At 74.2% G+C, this 25,987-nt stretch carries 24 protein-coding genes and 1 riboswitch; of the genes, 11 read left to right on the top strand and 13 right to left on the bottom strand.

Going from position 1 to position 25,987, the window contains the following annotated elements:
- The first annotated feature begins 139 nt into the window (after window positions 1-139).
- Window positions 140-391, top strand: coding sequence for a bacterioferritin-associated ferredoxin (locus ACH4F6_RS34765; RefSeq protein WP_397964367.1), 252 nt, complete (start codon window positions 140-142; stop codon window positions 389-391).
- Window positions 392-434: 43 nt separating this feature from the next.
- Here ACH4F6_RS34765 and bfr read toward each other — a convergent pair whose 3' ends face one another.
- Window positions 435-914 carry a bacterioferritin gene (bfr, locus tag ACH4F6_RS34770; protein WP_397964368.1) on the bottom strand — a complete coding sequence of 160 codons (480 nt, stop codon included), beginning with the start codon at window positions 912-914 and terminating at the stop codon, window positions 435-437.
- Between the two features lie 175 nt (window positions 915-1,089).
- Between bfr and ACH4F6_RS34775 the strand changes: the two genes are divergently transcribed.
- Window positions 1,090-1,722, top strand: a complete 633-nt coding sequence (locus tag ACH4F6_RS34775) for a sulfite oxidase-like oxidoreductase (protein WP_397964369.1) — start codon at window positions 1,090-1,092, stop codon at window positions 1,720-1,722.
- Window positions 1,723-1,762: 40 nt separating this feature from the next.
- Here ACH4F6_RS34775 and ACH4F6_RS34780 read toward each other — a convergent pair whose 3' ends face one another.
- The 5 genes from ACH4F6_RS34780 to thiO form a co-directional block, all read right to left on the bottom strand.
- Window positions 1,763-2,641: a deoxyribonuclease IV gene (locus ACH4F6_RS34780; protein ID WP_397964370.1), complete on the bottom strand. Its 879-nt coding sequence runs from the start codon at window positions 2,639-2,641 to the stop codon at window positions 1,763-1,765.
- Between the two features lie 98 nt (window positions 2,642-2,739).
- Window positions 2,740-4,677 (bottom strand): Stk1 family PASTA domain-containing Ser/Thr kinase, encoded by a 1,938-nt coding sequence (gene pknB / locus ACH4F6_RS34785; RefSeq protein WP_397964371.1) that lies wholly within the window; start codon window positions 4,675-4,677, stop codon window positions 2,740-2,742.
- 143 nt (window positions 4,678-4,820) lie between these two features.
- Window positions 4,821-5,615, bottom strand: coding sequence for a thiazole synthase (locus ACH4F6_RS34790; RefSeq protein ID WP_397964372.1), 795 nt, complete (start codon window positions 5,613-5,615; stop codon window positions 4,821-4,823).
- A gap of 3 nt (window positions 5,616-5,618) precedes the next feature.
- Window positions 5,619-5,819, bottom strand: a complete 201-nt coding sequence (gene thiS, locus ACH4F6_RS34795; RefSeq protein ID WP_397964373.1) for a sulfur carrier protein ThiS — start codon at window positions 5,817-5,819, stop codon at window positions 5,619-5,621.
- Window positions 5,816-6,979 carry a glycine oxidase ThiO gene (gene thiO / locus ACH4F6_RS34800; RefSeq protein WP_397964374.1) on the bottom strand — a complete coding sequence of 388 codons (1,164 nt, stop codon included), beginning with the start codon at window positions 6,977-6,979 and terminating at the stop codon, window positions 5,816-5,818. The genes thiS and thiO overlap by 4 nt, the downstream gene beginning before the upstream one ends.
- Window positions 6,977-7,088: riboswitch (TPP riboswitch) on the bottom strand. It overlaps the preceding gene by 3 nt.
- A gap of 103 nt (window positions 7,089-7,191) precedes the next feature.
- On the opposite strand from thiO, the gene ACH4F6_RS34805 reads away from it, so the two are divergent.
- The 6 genes from ACH4F6_RS34805 (at window position 7,192) to ACH4F6_RS34830 (ending at window position 12,096) form a co-directional block, all read left to right on the top strand.
- On the top strand, window positions 7,192-7,545 hold the full coding sequence (locus ACH4F6_RS34805) for a hypothetical protein (protein ID WP_397964375.1): 354 nt from the start codon (window positions 7,192-7,194) through the stop codon (window positions 7,543-7,545).
- A gap of 32 nt (window positions 7,546-7,577) precedes the next feature.
- Window positions 7,578-8,819 (top strand): NAD(P)/FAD-dependent oxidoreductase, encoded by a 1,242-nt coding sequence (locus ACH4F6_RS34810; protein WP_397964376.1) that lies wholly within the window; start codon window positions 7,578-7,580, stop codon window positions 8,817-8,819.
- Window positions 8,820-8,899: 80 nt separating this feature from the next.
- Complete coding sequence (locus tag ACH4F6_RS34815) at window positions 8,900-9,265, top strand: Rv2175c family DNA-binding protein (RefSeq protein WP_397964377.1); 366 nt, start codon at window positions 8,900-8,902, stop codon at window positions 9,263-9,265.
- An 85-nt stretch (window positions 9,266-9,350) separates the two neighbouring features.
- Window positions 9,351-9,998 carry a thiamine phosphate synthase gene (thiE, locus tag ACH4F6_RS34820; RefSeq protein ID WP_397964378.1) on the top strand — a complete coding sequence of 216 codons (648 nt, stop codon included), beginning with the start codon at window positions 9,351-9,353 and terminating at the stop codon, window positions 9,996-9,998.
- A gap of 155 nt (window positions 9,999-10,153) precedes the next feature.
- Entirely contained in the window at window positions 10,154-11,077 is a 924-nt protein-coding gene (metF, locus tag ACH4F6_RS34825; protein ID WP_397964379.1) for a methylenetetrahydrofolate reductase [NAD(P)H], read from the top strand.
- A 56-nt stretch (window positions 11,078-11,133) separates the two neighbouring features.
- Window positions 11,134-12,096 carry a hypothetical protein gene (locus ACH4F6_RS34830; protein ID WP_397964380.1) on the top strand — a complete coding sequence of 321 codons (963 nt, stop codon included), beginning with the start codon at window positions 11,134-11,136 and terminating at the stop codon, window positions 12,094-12,096.
- Between the two features lie 141 nt (window positions 12,097-12,237).
- Here the strand turns inward: ACH4F6_RS34830 and ACH4F6_RS34835 are convergent, their stop codons facing one another.
- The 4 genes from ACH4F6_RS34835 to ACH4F6_RS34850 all read right to left on the bottom strand — a co-directional run bounded on the left by ACH4F6_RS34835 (window position 12,238) and on the right by ACH4F6_RS34850 (window position 17,967).
- Window positions 12,238-13,752 carry a phytoene desaturase family protein gene (locus ACH4F6_RS34835; RefSeq protein WP_397964381.1) on the bottom strand — a complete coding sequence of 505 codons (1,515 nt, stop codon included), beginning with the start codon at window positions 13,750-13,752 and terminating at the stop codon, window positions 12,238-12,240.
- A gap of 468 nt (window positions 13,753-14,220) precedes the next feature.
- Complete coding sequence (locus tag ACH4F6_RS34840; protein WP_397964382.1) at window positions 14,221-14,865, bottom strand: TetR/AcrR family transcriptional regulator; 645 nt, start codon at window positions 14,863-14,865, stop codon at window positions 14,221-14,223.
- A gap of 44 nt (window positions 14,866-14,909) precedes the next feature.
- Entirely contained in the window at window positions 14,910-16,994 is a 2,085-nt protein-coding gene (locus tag ACH4F6_RS34845) for a YhgE/Pip family protein (RefSeq protein WP_397964383.1), read from the bottom strand.
- Window positions 16,966-17,967 (bottom strand): ATP-binding cassette domain-containing protein, encoded by a 1,002-nt coding sequence (locus ACH4F6_RS34850; RefSeq protein WP_397964384.1) that lies wholly within the window; start codon window positions 17,965-17,967, stop codon window positions 16,966-16,968. Before ACH4F6_RS34850 ends, ACH4F6_RS34845 begins: the two co-directional genes overlap by 29 nt.
- A gap of 183 nt (window positions 17,968-18,150) precedes the next feature.
- On the opposite strand from ACH4F6_RS34850, the gene ACH4F6_RS34855 reads away from it, so the two are divergent.
- The 3 genes from ACH4F6_RS34855 (at window position 18,151) to ACH4F6_RS34865 (ending at window position 20,425) form a co-directional block, all read left to right on the top strand.
- The gene (locus ACH4F6_RS34855) at window positions 18,151-18,714 is read left to right on the top strand and encodes an SAV_6107 family HEPN domain-containing protein (protein ID WP_397964385.1); all 564 of its coding nucleotides are present in this window, start codon (window positions 18,151-18,153) and stop codon (window positions 18,712-18,714) included.
- 201 nt (window positions 18,715-18,915) lie between these two features.
- A complete protein-coding gene (locus tag ACH4F6_RS34860) occupies window positions 18,916-19,743 on the top strand; it encodes a methyltransferase (protein WP_397964386.1) in 828 nt (275 codons plus the stop codon).
- A gap of 277 nt (window positions 19,744-20,020) precedes the next feature.
- The gene (locus tag ACH4F6_RS34865) at window positions 20,021-20,425 is read left to right on the top strand and encodes a DUF3040 domain-containing protein (RefSeq protein ID WP_397964387.1); all 405 of its coding nucleotides are present in this window, start codon (window positions 20,021-20,023) and stop codon (window positions 20,423-20,425) included.
- Window positions 20,426-20,956: 531 nt separating this feature from the next.
- On the opposite strand, the gene ACH4F6_RS34870 is transcribed toward ACH4F6_RS34865, so the two are convergent.
- From ACH4F6_RS34870 to ACH4F6_RS34880, 3 genes are read right to left on the bottom strand one after another with little or no spacing between them, the layout of a single operon-like run.
- A complete protein-coding gene (locus tag ACH4F6_RS34870; RefSeq protein ID WP_397964388.1) occupies window positions 20,957-23,461 on the bottom strand; it encodes a transglutaminaseTgpA domain-containing protein in 2,505 nt (834 codons plus the stop codon).
- Window positions 23,458-24,831, bottom strand: a complete 1,374-nt coding sequence (locus ACH4F6_RS34875; RefSeq protein WP_397964389.1) for a DUF58 domain-containing protein — start codon at window positions 24,829-24,831, stop codon at window positions 23,458-23,460. Before ACH4F6_RS34875 ends, ACH4F6_RS34870 begins: the two co-directional genes overlap by 4 nt.
- A complete protein-coding gene (locus ACH4F6_RS34880) occupies window positions 24,831-25,865 on the bottom strand; it encodes an AAA family ATPase (protein ID WP_397964390.1) in 1,035 nt (344 codons plus the stop codon). Before ACH4F6_RS34880 ends, ACH4F6_RS34875 begins: the two co-directional genes overlap by 1 nt.
- Window positions 25,866-25,987 lie beyond the last annotated feature (122 nt).

Genomic DNA, 25,987 nt, shown 5'->3' on the forward strand with positions numbered 1-25,987 from the left:
CACTGGGGCGCGGATCACATGCGATCCGCGCCCTTCGGCACTTTTGCGTCCTCCGACCGCCGGGTAAGGTTAGGTTTGCCTCACCGAACAGCGGGATCTCGCCACGTCGGTTCGGCGCCGTCCATGTTCCCGTCGGGAGGTGAACCGCGTGTTCGTCTGCAGCTGCTTCGGTGTGACCGAAGCGCAGGTCAAGCAACATGCGGAGAACGGCGCTTGCACGCCCCGCCAGATAGCCTCGGCCTGCAAGGCCGGCACGGACTGCGGGTCCTGCGTCCGTCGCATCCAGGCCATTCTCGGCCGGGGCTCCTGCCCGCGCCGTGAGCTGGCCGACCGGGGCGAGCCGATGCTGTCGGAGCTCGCCGACCCGGCCGGGCTGGACGAAGCCGCCTAGTCCTCCCACGACGGCCCGGGCGCCCTTCCGGGGGCCGTGGTCGTCAGCTCTCCGGCTGCTCGATCACCTGCGCGAGGTACAGCGCCTCGCCGAGCTTCTCCAGCAGCTCCAGCTGGGTGTCGAGGTAGTCGATGTGGTGCTCCTCGTCCGCGAGGATCGACTCGAAGATGTTCGCGGACGTGATGTCGCCCTTCTCGCGCATCACCTTGATGCCCCGCCTGAGGCGGTCGATGGCCTCGACCTCGACCTGGCGGTCGGCCTCGAACATCTCCCTGACGGTCTGGCCGACCCGCACGTGGAACAGCCGCTGGTAGTTCGGCAGGCCCTCCAGGAGCAGGATCCGGTCGGTGAGGACCTCCGCGTGCCTCATCTCGTCGAACGACTCGTGCCGCGTGTACTTCGCGAGCTTCGTCCAGCCGAAGTTCTCCTGCATCTTGGCGTGGAGGAAGTACTGGTTGATGGCGGTGAGCTCGCCGGTGAGCTGCTCGTTCAGGAACTCGATGACCTCGGGGTCGCCCTGCATCGCAGAGGCTCCTTCCACGTGGGGGTTCGGGGAGGCTGCCGCCGCATGATGTCACCGGCGCCGAAGATCTTCCAGTAAGTGCGTACTTAGTAAGTTGGTCCATACTTGATGAGAGTTGTCCGATTCTGGACAGGCCTGGTCATCCGCACCGCTCCGGGTCTGTCAGGATGGAGTCATGGGTCATCCGGTGGAGCGAGAAACAGGAGAAACAGCAGCGTCCGAGCTTCCGCCGGGGCAGCGACTGCAGCGGGGCTGGCCCGTCACGCACTACGGCCCGGTCCCCAAGTTCCGGCCGGAACGCTGGGAGTTCAGGGTCTTCGGCGCCACCGCCGACGGCGAGAAGTACTGCTGGAACCACGAGGAGTTCACGGCCCTCCCGTACACCACCGTCGTGGCCGATCTGCACTGCGTGACGAAGTTCAGCATGCTGGGCGCCGAGTGGGGCGGGATCCCCGCCCGGACCATCCTGGAGATCGCGCCGCCCGCGGACGACGTCACCCATGTGATGGTGTGGGCCGAGTACGGATTCAGCTCCAACCTGCGCCTGTCGGACTTCTCCTCCGAGCGCACCCTCTTCGCCACCCACAAGGACGGCGAACTCCTCACGGCGGAACACGGCTTCCCCCTCCGCCTGGTCGTCCCCCACCTGTACGCCTGGAAGGGCCCGAAGTGGGTCCGCGGGGTCGAGTACATGACCGCCGACCGGCGCGGCTTCTGGGAGGAGCGCGGCTACCACAACATCGGCGACCCGTGGAGGGAGCAGCGCTACTCCTACCAGGAGGAACCGGGGGACGGACCGGAACTCTGACCCGCTCCGGAGAGTCCTCCAGGGCGAGGACCGACGCGTCTCAGCCGTCCCGCAGCTTCTTCAGGCGTTCCACGTCCGCCGCGTGTCCTTCCTTGCCGCCGGGCGTCTCGATGACCAGCGGGACGCCGGCGGTCGCCGGGTGGGTCATCAGGGCGCGGAACGGGTCCTCGCCTATGTGACCGGCGCCGATGTTCTCGTGCCGGTCCTTGTGCGCGCCCGCCACGTCCTTGGAGTCGTTGGCGTGGATCAGCTTCAGCCGGCCCTCCCCGACCGTGTCCACCAGCAGGTCGAGGGTCCGGTGCATGCCGTCGGGGCCGGTCAGGTCGTGGCCGGCCGCGAAGACGTGGCAGGTGTCGAGGCAGACGCCGAGCTTCGGATGGGCGTCCAGCGCCTCGAAGTACGGCCCGAAGTCCCAGGTCCGCGAGCAGAGCGAGGCGCCCTGGCCGGCGGTGGACTCCAGCAGCAGGTACGGGTCGTCGTCGTGGGTCAGTTCGTCCAGCAGCGGCAGCAGGTGCTCCCGGACCTGCTTCAGGGCGACGGACCGCTCCCGACCGCCCGTCGCGCTCCCGGTGTGGACGACCACGCCCAGCGCGCCGATCTCCCGGCCGCGGCGCAGCGAGTGCCGCAGCGACTCCACCGACCTCTCGACGGTCGCCTCGGTGTGCGAACCGAAGTTGATCAGGTACGGCGCGTGCACGTACGCCGGGACCGACCGCGCCGCGCACGTCTCCCGGAACAGTTCGTCCTGCCGCGGGTTCCCGGCGGGGGTGGCCCAGCCGCGCGGGTTGGCGACGAAGACCTGGACCGTCTCGGCCCCGAGGTCGCGGGCGTACGACAGTCCCACGGAGTGCAGTCCGCCGGCCACGGGGACATGGCCGCCGACGGGGTTGCGGGAGGGGAAGGGGTGCTGGTGACTCACCCGTTCAGGGTGTCATGCCCCGAGGAGTGCCCGGCACCGGCGGGGCCGGCCACCGGGAGTGCCCGGCGCCGGCAGGGCCCGGGCGCCCGGATCCCCGGTCAGCGGATGGTGATCGTGATCGTCGACCCCTTGGGCGCCGTGTCGCCCGCCTCCACGGACTGGCTCTTCACCGTGTCGCCGAACAGCCCCAGCAGCCCCCGGTCCTCGTCGACCTCGAAACCGGCCCCCTCCAGCAGCTTCTTCGCGTCGCCGACGCTCGCGCCCACCACGTCCGGGACCTCGACCATCTCCGGGCCCTTCGACACGGTCAGCGTCACCGTGTCGCCCTCGGCGGCCCGCTGGTCGGCCCTCGGCGACTGGGCGGCGACCTGACCCTTGTCGTACTCGGAGTTGACCTCCTCGGTGGCGACCTTCACCTTCAGGCCGGCCTCCTGGAGCTCGGCCCTGGCGTCGGCCAGGTCCTCACCGGTGACGTCCGGGACGTCGACCGGACGGCCCTTGCTGACGACGAGGGCGACCGCGGTGCCCGCACGGCGCTCGGTACCCGCCTCGGGGTCGCTGCTGATCACGGCGCCCTTGGCGACGTCCTCGCTGAAGGCCTGCGTGACCAGGCCCGGCTCCAGGCCGTCCTCCTTCAGCTGCTTCTTGGCCTCGGCCAGCCGGGTGCCCTTCAGGTACGGCACCTTCACGGTCTCCGGGCCGTCGGAGACGACGAGGGTCACGGCGTCGTTCTTGCGGATGCGGGCGCCCGGCTCCGGGTCGGTGGTGATGACCGAGCCGCGCGCGACGGTGTCGCTGTACCGGTGCTCGACCGAGCCGACCTCGAGCCCGGCCGCCTCCAGCCGCTGCTCGGCCCGCGCCTCGGTCTGCGTCAGCACCGCCGGGACCTTGGTGAACTGCCCGGAGTTGATGTACCAGACGCCCGCGCCCACGCCGAGCACCAGCAGGACGGCGGTGACGAGCGCGAGCAGTCCGCGACGGGGCGCTCCCACCCGGCGCCGGGGCGGCGGCGCCGGCTCCGCCGCGAACCGGGAGGTCCGGTGGAAGGCGCCGGCGTCCCGGTCCTCCTCGTCCTCGTTCACCGGCAGCGGCCGGGGCACGGTCAGCGAGCGCGGGATCACACTCGTGCGGTCCTCGGCGTTGTCGTGCCCCGCGGAACGGGCCTGCGGCGGCAGCGCGTCCAGCTGCTCCTCGGCGAGCGCGCCGCGCGCCTCCCGGACCTGCCCCAGCAGCGCCACCGCGTCGTGCGGCCGGACGTCCGGGGTGCGGGCGGTGGCCGAGGCGACCAGCTCGTCCAGCTCGTACGCCAGACCGGGCACGACCGCCGAGGGCGGCGGCACGTCCTCGTGGAGGTGCTTGTAGAGCACGACGGCGGGGGAGTCCCCGTCGTGCGGCTTCTCGCCGGTGAGCATCTCGTAGAGCACGACCCCGCACGCGTACACGTCCACGCGCGCGTCGGTGGTGCCCTGCTCGACCTGCTCGGGCGCGAGGTACGACACGGTGCCGAGGACGGCGCCGGTGGTGCTGGTGACGGTGTCCACGGACCGCACGAGCCCGAAGTCGGCGACCTTGACCCGTCCGTCGTCCCCTATCAGCACGTTCTCGGGCTTCATGTCCCGGTGCACGAACCCCGCCCGGTGCGCGGCCCCGAGGGCGGCGAGCACCGGCTCCAGGATGTCCAGCGCGGCCCGCGGCTGCAGCGCCCCCCGCTCGCGCAGCACGTCGCGCAGGGTGCAGCCGGCGATGTACTCCATGGCCAGGTACACGTACGACCCGTCGGCCCCCTGGTCGAACACCTGGACGACGTTCGGGTGGTCCAGGCGGGCGACCGACTTCGCCTCCCGGATGAAGCGCTCGACGAAGGAGGCGTCCGTCGCGAGCGTCGGGTGCATCACCTTGAGCGCGAGGATCCGGTCGAGGCGGGTGTCCACGGCCCGGTAGACCGTGGCCATCCCGCCGACCGCGATCCGCGCGTCCACGCGATAACGCCCGTCGAGCGTCCGCCCGACCAGAGGGTCCTGAAGGGTCGTGTCCACGCACGCGAGTGTACGAGCCCGCACCGGCACCCCCACCCCTTCCGCCTCCGTCGGAGCACGACTGCAGCGGAGCTGTGACGTCGGCGACGGAGGCGGTGCGGGGGAGGGCGCGGCGGCACCCGCCGGCGGCGCCTCCCCCGCGTTCAGAACGCGGGGCGCTCCGGGTCCAGCACGGCCAGGCCCTCCGGGGGAGACGACGCCTCGGCGAAGTAGCGGCGGGGGATCCGGCCCGCCAGCCGGGCCAGCCGTCCCGCCTCGACGCCGGCCCGCATGGCCAGCGCCATCCGCTCGGGATCCGCCGCCCGCGTCACCGCCGACGCCAGCATCACCCCCGCGCACCCCAGCTCCATCGCCAGCGCCGCGTCCGACGCCGTACCCGCCCCCGCGTCCAGGATCACCGGCACGCCCGCCTGCTCGACGATCAGCTGGAAGTTGTGCGGGTTGCGGATCCCGAGCCCCGACCCGATCGGCGACCCCAGCGGCATCACCGCCGCGCACCCCACGTCCTCCAGCCTGCGCGCCAGCACCGGGTCGTCGTTCGTGTACGGCAGCACCGTGAACCCGTCGTCGACCAGCGTCTCCGCGGCGTCGAGCAGTTCGACCGGGTCCGGCAGCAGCGTCCGCTCGTCGGCGATGACCTCCAGCTTGACCAGGTCGGTCCCGAGCGCCTCGCGCGCCAGCCGGGCCGTCAGCACCGCCTCCCCGGCCGTGAAGCACCCCGCGGTGTTCGGCAGGACGCGGATGCCGAGCCGGTCCAGGACCGACAGGACCGAGCCGTGCACCGAGGGGTCCACCCGGCGCATCGCGACGGTCGTCAGCTCGGTCCCGGAGGCGACCAGCGCCCGCTCCAGCACCTCCAGGCTGGGCGCCCCGCCCGTGCCCATGATCAGACGGGACGAGAAGGCCGTACCGCCGAGGACGAAGGGATCGTCGGCCATGGCTCAGCCTCCCTGGACGGCCGTGAGGACTTCCACGCGGTCTCCCTCGCACAGGGGCGTGGCGGACCACCGCGCGCGCGGGACGACGGTCTCGTTGAGCGCCGCGGCCACCCCGGAGGGCGCCGGCGTCAGGGACCGCACGACGCTGTCGAGAGCCGTACCGGGCGCGACCTCGCGCCGTTCGCCGTTGACGGAGATGTTCATGCGGGCTGCTCCGAGAGTGCGGCGGCGCCGAAGCGCCGGGGCGTGAAGGGACGGGCCTCGTCGGGGAGTTCCCCGGTGACCAGGGCGTGCGCCAGCGCGTCACCGGTCACCGGCGTGAGCAGCACGCCGTTGCGGTAGTGCCCGGTGGCGAGCAGCAGCCCCTCCAGCCCGGTCGGCCCGAGCAGCGGGGCGTTGTCCGGGGACCCGGGGCGCAGGCCCGCGCGCGTCTCCGTCAGCGGCAGCTCGGTGATCCCGGGGACCAGTTCGTGCGCGTCCCGCAGCAGCTCGTACACGCCCCCGGCGGTCACCGTCGTGTCCCAGCCCAGCTCCTCGCTGGTCGCCCCGACGACCAGCTCGCCGTTCTCCCGCGGCACCAGGTACACCTGGCTGCCGCGCACCACGGCCCGTACCGTCCGGCTCAGGAACGGCGCGTACCGCTCCGGCACGGTCAGCCGCAGCACCTGCCCCTTCACCGGCCGCACGGGCGGCAGCACCTCGTCCGGCACGCCCGCGAGCCGCCCGCTGAGGCTGCCCGCCGCCAGGACCACCTGGTCCGCGCCCAACGACGCACCCGCGCGCGTGAGGACCCCGGCGGCCCGGCCGGCCACCACGGACAGCCGCTCGGCCCACGTCCGGTGGAAGACCACGCCCGTCCGCTCGCAGGCGGCCACCAGCGCTGCCGCCAGCCGCCGCGGATCGATCCGGTGGTCGCCGTCCACCCGCAGCCCGCCGCGCACCCCCGGCGCGAGCATCGGCTCGAGCCGCCGGCAGTCCCGGCCGGACAGCCACTCCGACTCCAGCCCCGACCGCCGCTGCAGCGCGTGCAGCTCCCGCAGATGGGCGCGGTCGTCGGCGTCCAGCGCGACCGCCAGCGTGCCGGAGCGGCGGTAGCCGAGGTCGTGGCCGGTGAGCTCGGTCAGCTCGGCCGCGAAGTCCGGGTAGCGGCGGGCCGACGCGAGGTTCAGGCCGAGCAGGGTCTGCTCGCCGTGGTGCAGCTCGGTGACGGCGGCCAGCATCCCGGCCGCGACCTGCGCGGCCCCGCCGCCCGGCGCGGGGTCCACCACGGCCGTGGCGAACCCGCGCTGCGCGGCCCGCCACGCCGTGACGAGCCCGATGATGCCGCCCCCCACGACGAGGACGTCCGAGGTTGGTGAGGACATGGGCGTCCAGCCCCTCCCTTCGCCGGCATGACCCGGATCAGGTTCGTACGGTCGGAGGCCGCCAGCCTCCCTCTCAGCCCGGTGCGTCCGGGCTCCCGCGAGTGCTCTACGGTGGCCACCCTAGCCCGACCCCGTACGACTCAGTAAGGGAGCCTCCGCCCGTGCCCCGCCCGCCCGCCTCCGACGACCGGCCCCGGACGAAGGAGGACGCCGTGCCCCGCAGATCCCTCGACGGCCTCGTCCTCGCCCCCGTCGCCGACCAGGCCCCCGGCCAGGTCGGCACCCGCACCCGCTTCACCTACCACGAGCGCGACGGTGTGATCTGGGCCGACTACGCGGGGGGCGACGTCGTACGCGGGCACCTGGTGGGCAGACGGGAGGGGGACCGGCTCGACTTCCGGTACGTCCAGCTCAAGCACGACGGGACCACGTCGAGCGGGCACTGCGTCTCGACGGTCGTGGAACTGCCCGACGGCCGGGTGCGCCTCGACGAGACGTGGGAGTGGGAGTCGCAGCAGGGTAACGGGACGAGCGTCGTGGAGCAGGTCACGGAGCACGACCGCTGACTGACGGACCGTCAGTTGTCTAAGGTGATCAGGTGAGCGAGCAGACGCGGGAAGAAGACAGGTCGCCCGAGCGGCGCGTGGTCGTCGTCGGCGCGGGCATGGCCGGGGTGCAGACCGCGGTCGCGCTGCGCGAGCAGGGCTTCACCGGCCGGGTGACCCTCATCGGCGCCGAACCCCACCAGCCCTACGACCGGCCGCCGCTGTCCAAGGCCGTCCTGCTCGGCAAGGCGGAGGACTCCGCCTTCGACGTCGACTTCGAGGGCCTCGGCATCGAACTGCGCCTGGGTACCGAGGCCCTCGGCGTCCGCCCCGCCGGCCACGAACTGGACACCGGGGCCGGGCCCGTCCCGTACGACGTCCTCGTCCTCGCCACCGGCGCCGAGCCCGTCCGGCTGCCCGGCGCCGAGGGTGTGCCCGGCGTCCACCTGCTGCGCACCCTGGACGACGCCGAACGGCTGCGGCCCGTGCTCGCCCGGCGGCACGACATCGTGGTCGTCGGCGCCGGGTGGATCGGCGCGGAGTTCGCCACGGCCGCCCGGGAGGCGGGCTGCGCGGTCACCGTCGTGGAGGCCGCCGACCGGCCGCTGGCCGGCGCCCTGCCCGCCGAGGTCGCCGACCCGATGACCGCCTGGTACGCCGACAGCGGCACCACGCTGCGCACCCACGCGCGCGTGCGGCGCGTCGAGCCCGGCGCGGTCGTCCTCGACGACGGCTCGCGGCTGTCCGCCGACGCCGTCGTGGTCGGCATCGGCGCTCGGCCCGCCACCGGCTGGCTGACCGGCTCCGGCGTCGGGCTCGGCGGGCACGGCGAGGTCGTGGCCGACGCCCACCTGCGCACCTCCGTCCCGGACGTGTACGCGGTCGGCGACTGCGCGTCCTTCCCCTCGGGGAGGTACGGCGAGCGGCTCCTCGTCCACCACTGGGACAACGCGCTCCAGGGCCCGCGCACGGTCGCCGCGAACATCCTCGCCGAGGCCACCGGGGAGCCCCTGTCGGTCTACGACCCGGTCCCGTACTTCTGGTCCGAGCAGTTCGGCCGCTTCGTCCAGTACGCCGGCCACCACACCGGTGCCGACACCGCCCTGTGGCGCGGCGACCCGGCCGGGCCCGCCTGGACGGTCTGCTGGCTGCGGGAGGACCGTCTGGTGGCCCTGCTGGCGGTGGGCCGCCCCCGCGACCTCGCCCAGGGGCGCCGGCTGATCGAGGCCGGCACGCCGATGGACCCGCGGCTGCTCGCGGACCCGGCCCGGCCGCTGAAGGCGGCGACGGCCTGACCGGGCGAACGGCTTGCCGACCGGCCCCGCCGGAGCCACCCGGCTTCCGACTGTCGGTGGCAGATGGCAGGCTTGTTCCCGTGACCGAGATTGACGCAAAGATCGATGCTCTCGTCCCCGCCTGGCTCACCGTGCCCGACATCGCCGAGCAGCTCGGCGTGGACGTGACACGTGTCCGGCAGCTGGTCAAGGAGGGCCAGCTGATCGCCGTGCGCCGTGGCGAGAACCGCGCGCTGCACGTCCCCGCCGCCTTCATCGACGGGGACAAGGTCGTCAAGGGCCTGGTCGGCACCCTGACGCTGCTGCGGGACGACGGCTTCACGGTCGAAGAGATGATCGAGTGGCTCTTCACCCCCGACCCGAGCCTGCCGGGCACCCCGGCCCAGGCCCTGAGCGAGAATCGCGGCACGGAGGTGAAGCGCCGCGCCCAGGCGCTCGCCGTCTGATCCGCAGCCGTCGAACGACCACCCGCCGTACGGCCGCGGCGCGCGTCGCCGCGGCCGTACGGCACCGCCCCGGGGGGACCCACGCATGCCCGACACCGCCCGCGCCCGCCTCGCCGACGCCCGCCTCTACCTCTGCACGGACGCCCGCAAGCGCCAGGGCGACCTCCCCGACTTCCTGGACGCGGTCCTCGCGGCAGGCGTCGACATCGTCCAGCTGCGCGACAAGGGCATGGAGGCGGCCGAGGAACTGGAGCACCTGAGGGTGTTCGCCGACGCCTGCGCCCGCCACGGCAGGCTGCTGGCGGTCAACGACCGCGCGGACGTGGCCCACGCCGCCGGCTCCGACGTCCTCCACCTCGGCCAGGGGGACCTGCCGGTCCCCGCGGCCCGGGCCCTGCTCGGTGACGACGTCCTGATCGGCCGCTCCACCCACACCGAGGCGGAAGCGGCGGCCGCGGCCGTCCAGGAGGGCGTGGACTACTTCTGCACCGGCCCCTGCTGGCCCACCCCCACCAAGCCCGGCCGTCCGGCCCCCGGCCTCGGCCTGGTCCGTCACACGGCCGCGCTCGGCACCGGCCGCCCCTGGTTCGCCATCGGCGGCATCGATCTCGGCAACCTCGACGAGGTGCTGGCGGCGGGCGCCCGCCGGGTCGTGGTCGTCCGGGCGATCACGGAGGCGGACGACCCCGGGACCGCCGCGGCCGAGTTCGCGAAGCGGCTGCGCCAGGCGTGAGCCCGGCCGGGGCCGGGCCGGGCGCGGGCCCCGCCCCGACCGGAGTCCGGCCGGCTGGTGCCGGGGTTGTCCAAGGGGTGGACAACAAGCCGACAATTCGGGCAAATATCCGAGATCCGGTTGGGGGACCGCCGCCCCCTGGCTAACCTGCGGGTATGGCCCTCGGAACCGCATCCACCAGGACCGATCGCGCACGCACCGTGCGCGACATGCTGTCCACCGGCAAGACGACGTACTCGTTCGAGTTCTACGCGCCGAAGACCCCCCAGGGTGAGCGGAGCCTGTGGAACGCCCTCCGCAGGGTCGAGGCGGTGAGTCCGGACTTCGTCTCCGTGACCTACGGCGCCGGCGGTTCCACCCGGGCCACCACGGTCAAGGAGACGCAGCAGATCGTCGCCGACACCACCCTCACCCCGGTCGCCCACCTCACGGCCGTCGACCACTCCATCGCCGAACTGCGCAACATCATCGGCCAGTACGCCGACGCGGGGATCCGCAACATGCTCGCCGTGCGCGGCGACCCGCCCGGCGACCCCATGGGCGAGTGGGTGCCGCACGCCCAGGGCCTCACCTACGCCGCCGAACTCGTCCGGCTCATCAAGGAGTCGGGCGACTTCTGCGTCGGCGTCGCCGCGTTCCCCGAGATGCACCCGCGCTCCGACGACTGGGACACGGACGTGCGGCACTTCGTCGACAAGTGCCGGGCCGGCGCCGACTACGCCATCACGCAGATGTTCTTCCAGCCCGACTCGTACCTGCGCCTGCGCGACCGGGTGGAGGCGGCCGGCTGCGCGACCCCGGTCATCCCCGAGGTCCTGCCGGTGACGAGCGTGAAAATGCTGGAGCGGCTGCCCAAGTTGAGCAACGCCCGCTTCCCGGCGGCCCTGAAAGAGCGGATCCTCACAGCGAAAGACGATCCGGCCGCTGTACGCTCCATTGGCATCGACTTCGCCACGGAGTTCTGCGCACGGCTGCTCGCCGAGGGAGTGCCCGGACTGCACTTCATCACGCTCAACAACTCCACGGCGACGCTGGAAATCTACGAGAACCTGGGCCTGCACCACCCGCCGCGGGCCTAGACCGGTCGCATCCACGTACGACACACTGCGGAGCGGCCACTGGGAGAGGGGCGTACATGGGCTGGACGGTCCTCTACATCGCGTTCGGCATCGTCGCGCTGTGGCTGCTCGGCGAGGTGCTGCTGCAGTACAAGGCGCGGCTGCGCTGGCGTCTGCTGGCGTTCGCCGGCTTCGTCGGCGTCGTGCTGGGCGTGCTGATGCCGTCCGTCGTCGTCATCGGTCTGGGCGCGGCCGCCTTCGCGGTCGGCCAGACCTTCGTCACGCTGTCGTTCCGCCGCGGCTTCGCGGCGGGTTGGGCCGTCAGCCGCCCCGGCGCCGACGCCCTCAAGCGCGGCCGCGGCAAGGCCGGGCGCCAGGACCCGACCCTCGAGGTCTCCGACCTGGAGGCCGGCGACGGCGGCCACCCGGACGCCCCGGAGGCGTTCACCGGGGACAGCGTGTCGTACGGCCGGGACGGGGACGCCTACGACGACGACCGCGACGACGTCTTCACGCCCACGGCCCGCGCCGCCGCCCCCGCGGACGCCGAGACCACCGCCGTCTACGAGCCGCAGCCCATGCCCGACGACACCGGCTCCTACGGCGTGTACGGCGACTCCGCGTACGCGGCCGCCGGCCAGCCCCAGGACCAGTACGCCACCGCCGCCCAGGGCGCCGACCAGGGCTACGGCTACGACGGTTACTCCGGCTACGGCCAGCAGCAGTACGGCTACGACACCTCGGGCCAGCAGCAGTACGCCGCCTACTCCGACCCGTACATCGGCACCCAGACCTACGACGGCGGCTCCTACGACGGCGGCTACGGCCAGCAGCAGTACGGCCAGCAGGGCTACGGACAGGAGCAGTACGGCGCCGGCGGCTACGGCGAGACGCCGAACGGCGGGGTCTGGGTCCCGCAGCAGCGCACCACCGACGACCCCTTCGGCGGCGAACTCCCGCCCGAGCAGCCGTACCCCTACCACGGTGACGGCCGGCAGCAGGAGCAGGGGAACGGCTTCGACGAGCAGTACCGGTTCTGACCCGCGGTGACGCGCCGGGCCGAGCCGCCCGGGGACGGGGCGGCCGCTCCGCGCGACCGCGACCGGTCCCGGCCGCGGTGACCGCTCCGGGCGGGCGGCCGGCTCCGGGGTCCGCCGGCGCCCGGTGAGCGCCGCCGGGGCTCACCGGGAGCCGCGGAACTCCGGTCCCTCCACGATCAGCCCCGACACCAGCGCGCCCGACATGCCCGCGTGCGGCAGACCGCCGCCCGGATGCGCCCAGCCGCCCACGGTGAACAGGCCCCGCAGACCGGTGGAGTTCGCCGGATGCAGCAGCCGGCCGCCGCCCGCGGCCAGCGCCGGCGGCGGGACGGACCCGCCCTCCGCCCCGGTCTCCGCCGCGACGGCGGCGGGCGTGCGCACCTCGTGCCACAGGACGTGCTCCCGCAGACCGGGCAGGGCCCGCTCGGCGGTGGTGATCAGGACGTCCGCGAAGTCACCGGGCACGTCCGCACCCGCGGGAACCACGCAGCTCAGGACGACCGCCTCGTGGTCGGCGTCCGGCACCGGCGCCGGGTCGTCGGGCCGCAGGACGGTGACCGTCGGGCGCTCCGGCAGTCCCGGCGCGGTGCCGAAGAGGCTCTCGAGCTCGCCGTCGCGGTCCTCGGTGTGCACCACCGTGCGGTGCGCGGTTCCTCCGGGGCGTCCGCCGCGCAGCGCGAGCAGCACGGTCAGCCGGCTGGGCAGGCCCCGCCGGGGCGCCGGCTCGCCGTCCCCGCGCGCGGGAACGCCCGCCGGGGCGCCGTACAGGGTGCCGGGGGCGACCACGAAGTCCGCCTCCACCACCGTCCCGCCCCCGGCGCCGACAGCTCCGGAGGGGCCCCCGGCCAGTTCCACACCCGCCGCCCGGCCGTCCTTCTCCAGCACCCGGACGACCTCGGCGCCGAAGAAGAACTCGACGCGGCGGGCCAGGCACCGCTCGTACACCGCGCGGGCCAGTTCCCGCATCCCCCCGCGCACGTACCACGCGCCGAAGGCGTGCTCCATGTACGGCAGGACGGCCGCGCTCGCCGGGGTGGCCCGGGGATCGAGGCCGTACGCGAGCGCGTGGCCCTCCAGCAGCGCGGCGAGCCGGGCGTCGCGCAGCTCCCAGGCGCCGATCTCGGCGAGCGTGCCGGCCCGGCGGGTGCGCAGCAGGCGCTTGTGCGGGACCGACGGGTAGGGCTCACGCTCGGCCAGCACCCGCCAGTTCGGCCACAGGGGCTCCTCCAGCAGCGGTCTGCGGGTGCGGTCCCAGGCCTCGCGGGCCCGGACCAGGAAGTCGCCCCAGCGCTGCCCGGCGCCCGCGCCCAGCGTCTCCTCCAGGGCGGAGACCACTCCCGCGCGCGAGGCGTTCGGCAGCAGGACCTCGCTGCCGTCCGCGAACACGTGCCGGGCGCAGGGGTCGACCTGGACCAGCTCGACGCACGCCTCCAGCGGCTCCTTGCCGGTCTTGACGAACAGGTCCCGCCAGACCGCCGGCAGGGGGAGCAGACCGGGCCCGGTGTCGAAGGAGAAGCCGTCCCGCTCGAAGCGGCGCACCGCACCGCCGTACGTCTCCGTCCGCTCGTACACCGCCACCCGGTGGCCGGCGACGGCCAGCCGGGCGGCGGCCGCCAGGGCGCCCATCCCGGCGCCGATCACCGCAATCCGTGCCATGCCCGCGACTTTATCGGCCGCCACCGGCGGTGACACCGCCGGGCCGGGGGCCCGCCTCACCGGGGGAGTACGCGGACGGACGCGCTCGTCACCGGGCGGCCGCGCCGGGGCGCGGGGACGAGCACACAGCCCTGAGTACGTGTACCTAGGCACGGAGATGAGTACGCGCGCGGATGGGGGCCGCGCGGTGCGGACGGGAGAGTGGAGGCACGGAACGGGGCACGGCACCGGCACCGCCGACACGGGGCGGCGGAACGGCGCCGGCCCTCGACCGCTCCTTCCGCCGGCCCGGTCGGCGGGAGCGAGGCACGGGGGAGACCCGGGGGAACGGCCGAACGGGGAGGGAACGGGGGAACAGCGGGGGGGGAGCACGAAGGGGCGCCGGTTCGCGGTGGCTCGCGGGACACGCGGCCACGGCGGGCCGGCGTTTCCCCGTCGCGGGCGCCGGCCCCGGGAGCCTCCCGGCCGCTACGCCCCTTCCCGCCCGTGGCGCTGACCGCTCACCCGGCCCTGCAGCAGCCGGGACAGCGCCGCGTGGACGTCGTCCAGGGAGCGCTCCGGCTGGAAGGCCTGCCAGTCGAGGGCGGCCACCAGCACCATGCCGACCAGCGCGGCCGCCGTCAGCGGCACGTCGATCTCGTCGCTGAACTCGCCGCCGTCGATGCCCTCGCGCAGCACGTCCTCCACGACGGCCACCGCCTCCTGCCGCACCACCATGAGGGTGGACTGCCAGGCCCGGTTGGTGCGCCACAGCTCGGCCACGTACAGCTGGGTGAACGCCGGGTAGCGGTCGATGAAGACGAGGCCCGCGCGGATCATCGCGTCCAGGGCGTCGACCCGGCTGCCGCCCCCGCGCGCCGTCTGTTCGGCCGCCTCCCGCAGGGAGGCGGTGAGCAGGCCCACGCCGTGCCGCAACAGTTCCTCGAAGAGGACCGACTTGCTCGCGAAGTTGTAGTAGACCGTGCCCTTCGCGACGCCTGCCCGCTCGGCGATCTCGTCCACCGTGGTGGCGGAGAAGCCCTGTTCGGCGATGAGGGTGACGGCCGCCTCGTAGAGCTTCTGGCGAGTGGCCTCGCGGCGGGTGCGACCGCCCGACGTGGTGCTGCTTTCCATGGTCCCGATTGTCACAGCAACCCGGCCCTCCGTACGCCCGGTCCTCACAGGCTCAGCTCCGGGTGCAGCCGGTCCAGCGTCCACACCTGGCGGCGGCGCGCGGACAGGGCGGTCAGCGCGAGGGCGCCGGCGGTGAAGGCGACCAGCACCACGCACGCGTGCCACACCGGTTCCAGGCCGCCGCCCGTGATGAGCCGGCGGAGCGCCTCGACGACGTGACTCATCGGCAGGAACGGGTGGAGGGCGTTGAAGAAGCCGGGGCTCGTCTGCACCGGGTAGGTGCCGCCCGCGGACGTCAGCTGGAGCATCAGCAGGGCGAGGACGAGGATCCGGCCCGCCGCGCCGAAGCGGGCGTTGAGCCACTGCACCAGGGCCGCGAAGCAGGCCGTCACCAGGAACAGGAAGCCGACCGTCCCGGCCGCCCGTGCCATCTCCAGCCCGACCAGCCAGTGCAGCACCGCCATCAGCGCCGTCGTCTGGAGCACCCCGATCACCACCACCGGGAGCCAGCCCGCCAGCGCGATCCGCCACGCGGAGGCGCCCGCGGCGAGCGCGCGCCGGTTCATCGGCGGGATCAGCATGTACGCCACCATCGCGCCCACCCACAGGGACAGCGGGATGAAGTACGGGGCGAACCCGGTGCCGTAGTTGGGCGCCTTGTGCAGGTCGTGGGAGGCGAGCTGCACCGGGTCGGCCATGACGGCGGTGCGCGCGTCGCGGTCCTGCTCGTCGTAGTCGGGGATCTGCTCGGCGCCGTCGTGCAGCCCGCCGGCGAGCTTCGCGGAGCCGTCGACCAGCTTGTACATCCCGCCGTTGAGGTCCTCGGCGCCCGTCTTGAGCTTGCCGACGCCCTTGTCGAGGTCCTCGGCCCCGGTCTTGGCCGTGCCGAGGCCGGTGTGCAGCTTCTCGGCGCCCGCGGCCACCTTGGCGGCTCCCGTGTTCAGCTCGTTGATCCGGGACACGGCGTCGTCGACGTCCTCGGAGAGGTGCGGCGCGCGGTCGGCGAGCGCCTGGGCCTGCTCCTGGAGCGTGCCGAGGTGGGTGTCGAGCTTCTTCAGGTCCTCGGCGTGGTCGGTGATCAGGGTGTCGAGGTCCCCGGCGACGGCCGCCACGCCGGCCGCGGCGTCCTTGGCCTTCTTCAGGTCGGAGCAGGCGGCGTCGGGCAGCGCCGGGGTCTCGCAGCGGGTGCGGTGGACGTCGTTCAGCTCGGCGGAGTCCGAGCGGGCGTTCCCGGCGGCGACCGGGGCCTGTTCCACGAGCGTGTCGAGGCCGTCGCGGAGGTCGCCCGCCGTGTCGGCGACGAACCGGGCGGTGTCCCCGATGGTCTTCTCGTTGTCCTCCAGGAAGGGCCCCACCTTGCCGGCGACCGCGTTGACCTTGTCGGCGAGCGTCCGGGTGCCGTCCGCGACCTTCTGCGAACCGTCCTCCAGGTCGTCGGCGCCCTTGTCGAGCTTCTTCAGCCCCTTGGACAGCTTGCCGCTGCCCGTCTTGGCGTCCTTCAGGCCGTCGGCGAGGTCCTCGGAGCCCTGCTCCGCCTTGCCGATGCCGCCCTTGAGGTCGTCGGCCCCGTCGGCGGCCTCCACCGTCTTGCCGTGGATGTCGGAGAACGAGATGAAGATCTTGTCCAGGAAGGAGCGGGACGCCTTCGTCGACGCGGCCGTGCGCACCTCGCTGAAGACCGTCCGGGAGATCTGCCCGACGATGTAGTTGTTCGCGTCGTTCGTCCGCACCTGGAGGGCGCTCGTCTCCGGGGAGTCCCCCGCGCTGGAGGCGATCCGCCTGCTGAAGTCGGCCGGCATGGTGAGCGACAGGTAGTACGTCCCGTCCTCCACGCCCGCGCGTGCCTGTGCGGCACTCACCTCGTGCCAGTCGAACACCTCGCTCTCGCGCAGGCCTTCGACGATGTCGTCGCCGGCGTCGATCCTCCCGCCGTCGGCGGTCGCGCCCTCGTCGTCGTTCACCAGCGCCACGGGGATCCGGTCGAGCCGCCCGTACGGGTCCCAGAAGGACCACAGGTACAGCGCGCCGTAGAGCAGGGGCAGCAGCAGGAGCGCCACCAGGGCGGCCCGGGGGAGCTTCCCCCGGCCGAACCGGCGCAGCTCAAGCGCGGCGAGTTTCGGCGAGCGCATCGGCCGTGTCCTCCTTGTCGGCGTTCTCGTCCTGCGCGTCGGTCGCGCGGGTGGTGCCGGTCCCGCCGGTCGTGCCGGTCCCGTCCGCGGCTTCGGTCGTGTCGGTTCCGTCCGCGGCTTCGGTCGTGTCGGCCGTGTCGGTCCCGTCCGTGGTCTCCGTCGTGTCGGCCGTGTCGGTCGCGTCCGTGGTCTCCGTCGTGTCGGCCGTGTCGGTCCCGTCCGTGGCCCCGGGCGCGGCGGTGGTGTCCGCCGTGTCCGCGGGGGTTGTCCCCGTCGTCTCGTGGCACTCGTCGTGGGTGGTGATCCTCACGGCTCCCCCGGGGGCGTCCGCGCACACGGCGACGACGGTCGTGCCCGCTTGCGCGAGCGACGCCAACAGGGCGTGCACCTCGGCGCGTTCGGCCGCGGAGAGCTTCAGGTCGGCGTCGTCGACACCGAGCAGCCGCGGCCGGCCGACGAGGGCCAGCGCCACGGACAGCCGCAGCGCCTCCAGCCGCTCCAGGTCGCGTACGGCGGTCCGCGGGCCCTTCGGCAGGGAGGCGAGGTCCAGTCCCGCCGCGGACAGCGCGGCGTCCACCCGCAGCTTCGTCCGGCCGGCCTTCTCCGCGCGCGGACGCAGCAGTTCCCGTACGGAGCCGGTGAACCGCCTCTCCAGCAGGGCCCGTTCGCGCAGGTGCTCGCCGACGGTGAGGGCCGGGTCCAGGTCGGTCACGCCGGTGACGTGGGCCAGGGCGCTGAACCGGCGGACCGCCGCCGACTGCTGGGGCAGCCGCGCCGCGCCCACGGTCGCCGTGCCCGCCGTGGCCTTCATCCGCCCGGTGAGCGCGAGCAGCAGGCTGGTCCGGCCGGAGCCCGACGGACCCTCGATCACGATCAGCGAACCGGGCTCCGCGTCGACGTCGACGTTCCGGAAGGCCCATCCGCGAGGGCCCTTGAGCCCGAACCCCTCGGCGCTGACGCCGACTCCGTCCACGGTTCCCCCTGTGCCTCGCGTCCCGACATTTTTGAACTGACTGGTCAGTGCAAAAACTAACCCGAACTTTCGCTCGAAGCAAAAGCCCAGGTCAGAACGGATTGTCAGTGGCATACCTCACGATGGGCACATACGGCATCCCGTGTCAGGGCATGCCGTCACACAGACGACAGGAGGTTCGTCATGGCCAGCCACCACGCAGCAGCCGCCCGTCGGCGCCGCGGCACCGGCCCTGCCCCCTCACTGACCGGCCCGGCGAGCGACGTGCACCCCGTACTGCGCCGGGCCACGGCCCCGCCCGCCGCCCTCGACCTGCTCGCCCAGGCCCGCGCCGGACTGGACGAGGCGACCGTCCTCGACACCCCCAACGAGCGCTACGCCACGGCTCACCTCGCGGCCCTGCGCACCGCCGCCGCCGTGCTCGCCGCCCGCGGCCGGCCGGAGAGCACGCCCCGGCGCCGGGCCCGCATCCGGAGCGCCTGGGAAGTGCTCCCCGAGATCGCGCCCGAACTCACCGAGTGGAGCGCGCTGTTCGCCTCCGGAGCCCGGCGCCGCGCCCGGGCCGAGGCCGGAATCCAGGGCGCGGCCACCCGCCGGGACGCCGACGACCTGATACGCGACGTGGCGATGTTCCTCCGCCTCGTGGAACGCATGCTGGTCCTCCAGCCGATCCTGCCCCCGCCCCGCCAGGAGGGCGACGGACCCGAGACGCCGGGAGCGGAGCCGAACATGCCGGACGCGGGGTGACCGGCCGCGCGCGGCGGAAAGATCGCGCGGCGGCGTCCTCCGGGGCCCGGCCGGCCGCCCACCCGCGATGACCGGGCGGGGCGCCGGAGGCAATAGGGTGGAGAGCGCCTGAAGCCTTCCCTCCTCCCGCAGCCGGGCCGGGAAGGCGCCCCGTTCGCTCCGCCGTGCAAGAGGCGGTGCCGCGCCGAGGAGTCAACTGCCGTGTCGGACCCGATGCGCCCTCCCGTCTCCCACCACCGCCCCCACACGGCGCCGCTGGGCGGCGACCTCTCCCGGTCCCGCGCCTCCCTCCGTACCGCCGTGGTCTGGGAGGTCCTCCAGGACGCCCTCGACCAGCGGGTCAAGGCCACGGGCCGTGAGTCCCTGGACGTCCTCGACACCGGTGGCGGCAGCGGCAAGTTCGCGGTGCCCGTCGCCCGCCTCGGGCACCGGGTCACCGTCGTCGACCCCAGCCCGAACGCGCTGTTCGCCCTGGAGCGCCGCGCCGCCGAGGCCGGCGTCGCCGACCGCGTCCAGGGCGTGCAGGGGGACGCCCACGGCCTCTTCGACGTCGTCGAGCGCGGCGGCTACGACGCCGTCCTGTGCCACGGCGTCCTGGAGTACGTCGACGACCCGGCCGAGGGCGTCCGCAACGTGGTGGCCGCGCTGCGCCCCGAGGGCGTCCTCAGCCTGCTCGCCGCCGGTCTCGGCGGAGCCGTGCTCGCCCGCGCCCTCGCCGGCCACTTCACGGAGGCCCGCCAGGCCCTCGCCGACCCGGACGGCCGCTGGGGCGAGGGGGACCCCGTCCCCCACCGCTTCACCGCGGAGCAGCTCACCGCGCTGGTCGAGGCCGCCGGTCTCCGGGTGGGCGCGGTGCACGGCGTACGGGTCTTCGCCGACCTCGTCCCCGGCGTGCTCGTCGACACCGAGCCGGGCGCCCTGGAAGCCCTGCTGAAGCTCGAGGAGGCGGCGGCGGAACTGCCCGCCTTCCACTCCGTGGCCACCCAGCTCCACGTGCTCGGCGAGACCCGGGGGGCCGACGGGGCCTGAGCGGCCTCCCGGCGCGCGCCGCTGATCAGCGGCGCGGCTGCACATGGAGTACGCCACAGGCCCCCCGTTCGGGCGCAGTGCGCCGTATGATCGAGGGAGACCGCCCGGCATGACGGGTCGGCCGCTGGGGAATGGAGATTTCAGCGGGCCGGGACGTCCATGGCGGGCTCCGGTTGGCCAATTGGCGCAGAGGGGCGGGTTTCACGGGGGCGATTCCCTGCCTATCCTGAAGGGACCCCCCGGGTCGCCCCGGCGACTGCACGATGAGGAGGACTCCGTGCCGCTCTCGGAGCACGAGCAGCGCATGCTCGAGCAGATGGAGCGAGCGCTGTACGCCGAAGATCCCAAGTTCGCGTCGGCGCTTGAGGGAAGCGGGCTGCGTACGTACACCCGGCGGCGGGTCTACCAGGCAGTCGCGGGCTTCCTCGTGGGTATCGCGCTCCTCATGGCCGGTATGGTCGCCAAGCAGGTCTGGCTCAGCGTGGTGGGCTTCCTCGTCATGCTGGGGTGCGCGGTTCTCGCCGTGACCGGCTGGCGCAAGGCCCCCAAGCCGGGCGAACAGCCGACGGGCACCTCGGCCCCGCACGCTCGCGGCCAGGGACGGCCGAAGCGCTCCATGATGGACCGGATCGAGCAGCGCTGGCAGCGCCGCCGTGACGAACAGGGCGGCCACGGCCACTGACCCGGCCACCGGCTCCCGGCATCGCCGGACACCGACGTTCGTGAGGGGGTGACCACCCGACCCGGGTGGTCACCCCCTCACGCATGCGCCCCACCGTCGGCAGTACCCCCCGCCCGCCTGCCCGCGCCGACGGACCGGGGCACCGACGACGACCGCCGGTCCACCGGCAGGCACCGTCATCGGCCGCCCGCCGCCGGTGGCACGGACCTGCCGGCCGGCGCGGCCCTGTCACCGGCGCAGGCCTGTCGTCGACGCGAGCCCGTAGCGGGCGCGGGCCTCTCACCGGCTCGGCCCCCCCGCGGCGCAGCCCTGTCGTCAGCTCGGCCTCGTCGCCACCGGCGCCTGCCACGGCCGGACCACGGTGTTCGGCCCCGGCCCCCGGCCCCGGCCCCCGGAAGCAGCTTCCGGGCCCCGGGCCGAACGCCGTCTCCGTCCTCGCGCCGGCCCTCCCGGCTCTCCGGCCCGTTCCGCGGGCCTGCAGGCCCGCAGGCCCGGGAGCGGGCGGAGCCGGCCGCGCCCGCTCCCGCCGCCTCAGCCGCCCTCGTGCCCGGACGGCGACGGGCGGCGCGTCAGCGTGGCCAGCCGGGCCGCCCAGGCCGCCTTCACGGCCGCCCAGCGGTCGGCGAGATCCCACACCGCACGGACGGCCGAACGCGGCGCGACGACCGCCCGCAGCCGGGTGCGCCGGCCGACCCGTGCCCGCAGGGCCGCCCGCACCTCGCGCACATCGTCGGCCAGGCCCGCCGCGGCCCGCGGCCGCGGGGCGTACAGGACCTGCTCCACGGCCCCCGCGACCCGCCGCACCGCGCGGGCCGCCGCCTCGTCCAGCTCCCCGAGCCGGGCGATCCGCTCGGCCGCCCGCCGGGGCGTGAGCGCCTCGTCGGGCGGGATGCCGTAGTCCCAGGCGGTGTCGGTGAGCTCACGCCAGACCGCCAGCACGTGCCCGACGGCCGCCTCCGTCGTCTCGTGCGCCGGCACGTCCGGCAGCACCGCCGCACCGGCCCCGGCGTCCGGCCGTCCGCCGTCGTCCGCGCGCGGCCCCGGGCTCCGGTCGGCCGCCGCGGACCCGGCGTGCTGGGCCGAGGCCAGCCGCACCGAGCGCCGTCTCAGCCGCCACAGCATCGGCAGCAGCGGCACGACCAGCGCCGCCGCGCCCAGCAGCGTCCAACCGGCGATCCCGTACCACGGGGTGCCCCCGCCGCCCTGCTCCGCCTCGTCCAGCGGCAGCGCGCTGGTGCAGCCGTCGAGCTTCTTGTCGTCCACCGAGCAGCTCGTGCTCGCCGACGGCGCGTCCGACGGCGCGGCGTCCGCCGAGCGCGAGGCCTGCGGCAGCTCGGGGAGCGTGTTGCCCGAGGCGTCCGGAACGGTGTAGGCGGGCGTCGTGCCACGGGTGGGGGTCGGCTCGAAGCGGGTCCAGCCCACGCCCTCGAAGTACAGCTCCGGCCAGGCGTGCGCGTCCTTCAGCCCGACCGCCACCGAACCGTCCGCCTGCGGCGAACCGGGGGCGAAGCCCACCGAGACCCGGGCCGGTATGTCCAGCGTGCGGGCCATCGCCGCCATCGCGAAGGAGAAGTGGACGCAGAAGCCCTGCTTGTCCCGCAGGAAGCGGGCGATCGCGTCCGTGCCGCTGCCGACCTCGACCTCGGTGTCGTACTCGAAGCCGCCGGTCACGGCGAAGTAGTCCTGGAGCGCGACCGCCCGCCCGTAGTCGTCGGCCGCGTCCTTGGTCACCTCGCGGGCCGTGCGCGACACCACCGGGGGCAGCGAGCCCGGCACCTCGGTGTACTCGTCCCGGAACGACCCGGACGCCCGGGGCGCCGAGGCCAGCTGCTGTGCCGTCGGCCGCACCTCGAGACTGTCGACCTCGTACGTCTTGCCGCGCGTCGTCTGGCCGTGGTCGCCGACGAGCGTCATGCCGACCGGCTCGTACCGCCACTTCCCGCCGACCCGGACGTCGCTCGGCGGGTAGGGCATCGGCAGCCAGTCCTGGGCGTACCAGTCGGCGGCCGAGACCCGGGTCGTGATCTCCGAGCGCCGGACGTCCGGGCGCAGGCCGACGGGGGCGGGCATCCGGTCCGGCACGGCGACGATGTTCCGCTTCGACGGCTTCCAGGTGGTGCCGTCGAAGTCGTCGAGGGAGACGATCCGCAGGTACAGGTCGGAGATGTCCGTGGTGCTGGTGCGCAGGGTCAGGACCGTGCGGTCCTCGTCCACGTTCAGGCTGTCGCGCAGCGACACCAGCGGGTTGACCGCGGATATCGTGCCCCCGCCGCCGGTGCCCTGGCCCACGCCGGTGCCCGTCCCGTCCAGCAGGCCGCCGTCGATCGCGGGCAGCGGCAGCAGCGGCACCGCCAGGGCCACGCCCAGGGCGACCGCGCCGATGCGCCGCCCGGTGCGCACCGGTGCCACCGGTCCGGCCGGCCCGCCCGGCGAGCGCGGGGCGCCGCCGAAGACACGGCCCCACTGCGAGAGCCGCTCCCGGCCCTCGGCGAGCAGCAGCATCAGGTAACCGGCGGCGGCGACCAGGAACCACAGCCAGTCGGCGGCCCCGTCGGACAGGCCCGCGGCGACCGAGTACAGCGCGAGCAGGGGCAGGCCGGCCGGGGCCGCGTTGCGGAAGGTCACCGCGAGGGTGTCCACGGTCAGGCCGATCAGCAGCACACCGCCGACCATCATCAGCCGGATGCCGTCGGACAGCGGGGCCGGGATCGCGTACCGCCCCACGTCGTCCGCGCCGGCCCGCAGCAGGTCGGCGAAGTGCTGGAAGGCGTCCGGACCCGGCACCAGCCCCGCGAGGGCCTGCTCCCGGGCGAAGACCAAGGTCAGCAGCACCAGCGTGACGAGGGTCTGGGCCAGCACGGTCAGCGGCCGGGCCAGCGGGATCCGCCGGGCCGCCGCGCCCACCCCGGACTGGACCGCCAGCAGGAACGCCGCCTGGAGGATCCACGTCGCCGGGTCGACCAGGGGCAGCAGGGCGCTGGAGGCCATCAGCGTGGCCGCGGCCGAGCACAGCGTCAGTCGCGCCCGTCCGCTCATGATCCCGCCTTCCTTCCGCTCGTCCCGGCCGCCGTCACCACGCCGGAGCGCTCCCGGTCGGCCCGGCGCCACAGCTCGGTCAGCGGAGCGCCCCGCGGCACGCTCACGGCCGTCCAGCCCGCCTCGCGCAGCATCCGCAGCCGCTCCTCCGTCCTGTTCATCGGATCGGGCACGCCGTTCGGTTCACGCCCCCAGCCGGCGTCGTCCAGCAGGAAGGCCACCGCGCCCCCGCTGCGCTGGCGCATCTTCGCCGCCACCGCGGCCTGCTCCTCGTCCAGATCGCCGAGGAAGGCCACCAGCAGCCCCTCGTTGCCCCCGCGCAGCACGTCGTAGGCCCGGGACAGGCCGGTGCCGTCGGAGTGGTCGATCACCGCGAGGGTGTCCATCATCAGGCCCGCCGCGTCCGCGGACTCCTGGTTCGCGCCGGCGAACCCGTCGGCGCCCTCGCCGGGCACGGAGTTGCCCGTGTCGGTGAGCAGCCGGACGGAGAAACCCCGCTCCAGCATGTGCACCAGCACGGAAGCGGTCGCCGAGACCGCCCACTCGAAGGCCGAATCGGGGCCCGCGCCCTCGTAGGCCAGGCCCCGGGTGTCCAGGAGCACCGTGCAGCGCGAGCGCCGGGGCTGCTCCTCGCGGCGGACCATCAGCTCGCCGTGGCGTGCCGTGGAGCGCCAGTGCACGCGGCGCAGGTCGTCGCCGTAGCGGTACTCGCGCGGGATGACGTCGTCCTCGCCGGCCAGGGCCAGCGCGCGCTGCCGTCCGTCGCCGTAGCCCTTGGCCTCACCGCTCAGCCGGACCGGCGGCAGCGGCTCCACGCGCGGGACGACCGTCAGCGTGTCGTACGCCGAGAAGGAACGGGTCAGCTCGCACATGCCGAACGGGTCGTTCAGCCGCAGCTGGAGCGGACCCAGCGGGTAGCGGCCGCGCAGGTCGGAGCGGACCCGGTAGGACACCTCACGGCGCCCGCCCGCCTCCACCCGGTCCAGGACGAAGCGGGGGCGCGGACCGAGCACGTACGGCACCCGGTCCTGGAGCATCAGCAGGCCCGTGGGCAGCCGGGAGACGTTGTCCATCCGCAGGTGGACGCGGGCCTCGCTGCCGGCGGGCACGCGCGCCGGGGAGAGCCGGCGGCTGCCGGCGACCCGGTAGCGGGTGCGGTAGACGACGGCGGCGCAGACCAGGGGCAGCACGGCCAGCAGCAGCCCGACCCGCAACAGGTCGGGCTGGCCGAGGACGTAGGCGCAGACGGCCGCCGCCACGCCGGCGGCCAGGAAGGAGCGGCCCCGGGTGGTCAGACCGGCCAGGGCGGTGCGGACGGCGCCCTTCTCGCCGCGACCGGCCGCCGCCTGCCCGGTCCCCCCGGCGGCCATCACAGCCTCCGCGGCGGCTGCTGGCCGTACGCCTGCGCCCCGCCGCCCACGCCGAAGGCGCGCTGCTGGGGGGCCGCCGGCACCGGCGTGCGCTGGAGGATCTCCTCGACGACCTGCTCCGACGTACGGCGGTTGAGCTGGGCCTGGGCGGTGGGCAGCAGGCGGTGGGCGAGGACGGCCACGGCGAGGTTCTGCACGTCGTCCGGGAGCGCGTAGTCCCGTCCGCCGAGGGCGGCGGACGCCTTCGCCGCGCGCAGCAGGTGCAGCGTCGCGCGCGGCGAGGCACCGAGTCTGAGGTCGGGATGGGTCCGCGTGGCGGCGACCAGGTCGACCGCGTAGCGGCGAACGACTTCCGCGACGTGGACCCCGCGGACGGCGTCGATCAGCTTCACGATCTCGTGCGCGTGCGCCACCGGCTGGAGGTCGTCCAGCGGACTCACCCCGCCGTGCACGTCGAGCATCTGCAGCTCGGCCTCGGGGCTCGGGTAGCCGATGGAGACGCGGGCCATGAAACGGTCGCGCTGGGCCTCGGGCAACGGGTAGGTGCCCTCCATCTCGACCGGGTTCTGCGTGGCCACCACCATGAAGGGGCTGGGCAGCTCGTAGGACTGCCCGTCGATGGTGACCTGGCGCTCCTCCATCGACTCCAGCAGCGCGGACTGCGTCTTGGGCGAGGCGCGGTTGATCTCGTCGCCGATCACGATCTGCGCGAAGATCGCGCCCGGCTTGAACTCGAAGTCACGGCGCTGCTGGTCCCAGATCGGCACGCCGGTGATGTCCGACGGCAGCAGGTCGGGCGTGAACTGGATGCGCCGCACCGAACAGTCGATGGACCGGGCCAGCGCCTTCGCCAGCATCGTCTTGCCGACGCCGGGGACGTCCTCGATGAGGAGGTGTCCCTCGGCGAGCAGCACGGTCAGCGAAAGCCGTACGACCTCGGGCTTGCCTTCGATCACTCCTTCCACCGAACTGCGGACGCGCTCCACAGTGGCGGTCAGATCAGTGAGGCTCGCTCGATCGTCATAGGTCGTCACCCGGCCCTCCTCGGCCCGTTCATCCGGGCCGCGCTCTGCTGTGCGGACGGCCCACCCCGAAACACGGGCATCACGCGGGGGAAGTCCCGCGTGACACCACTCCCGCATTCTTGCCGCCGTTA

This window comes from Streptomyces sp. NPDC017936, from assembly GCF_044328485.1.
Lineage (GTDB): Bacteria > Actinomycetota > Actinomycetes > Streptomycetales > Streptomycetaceae > Streptomyces.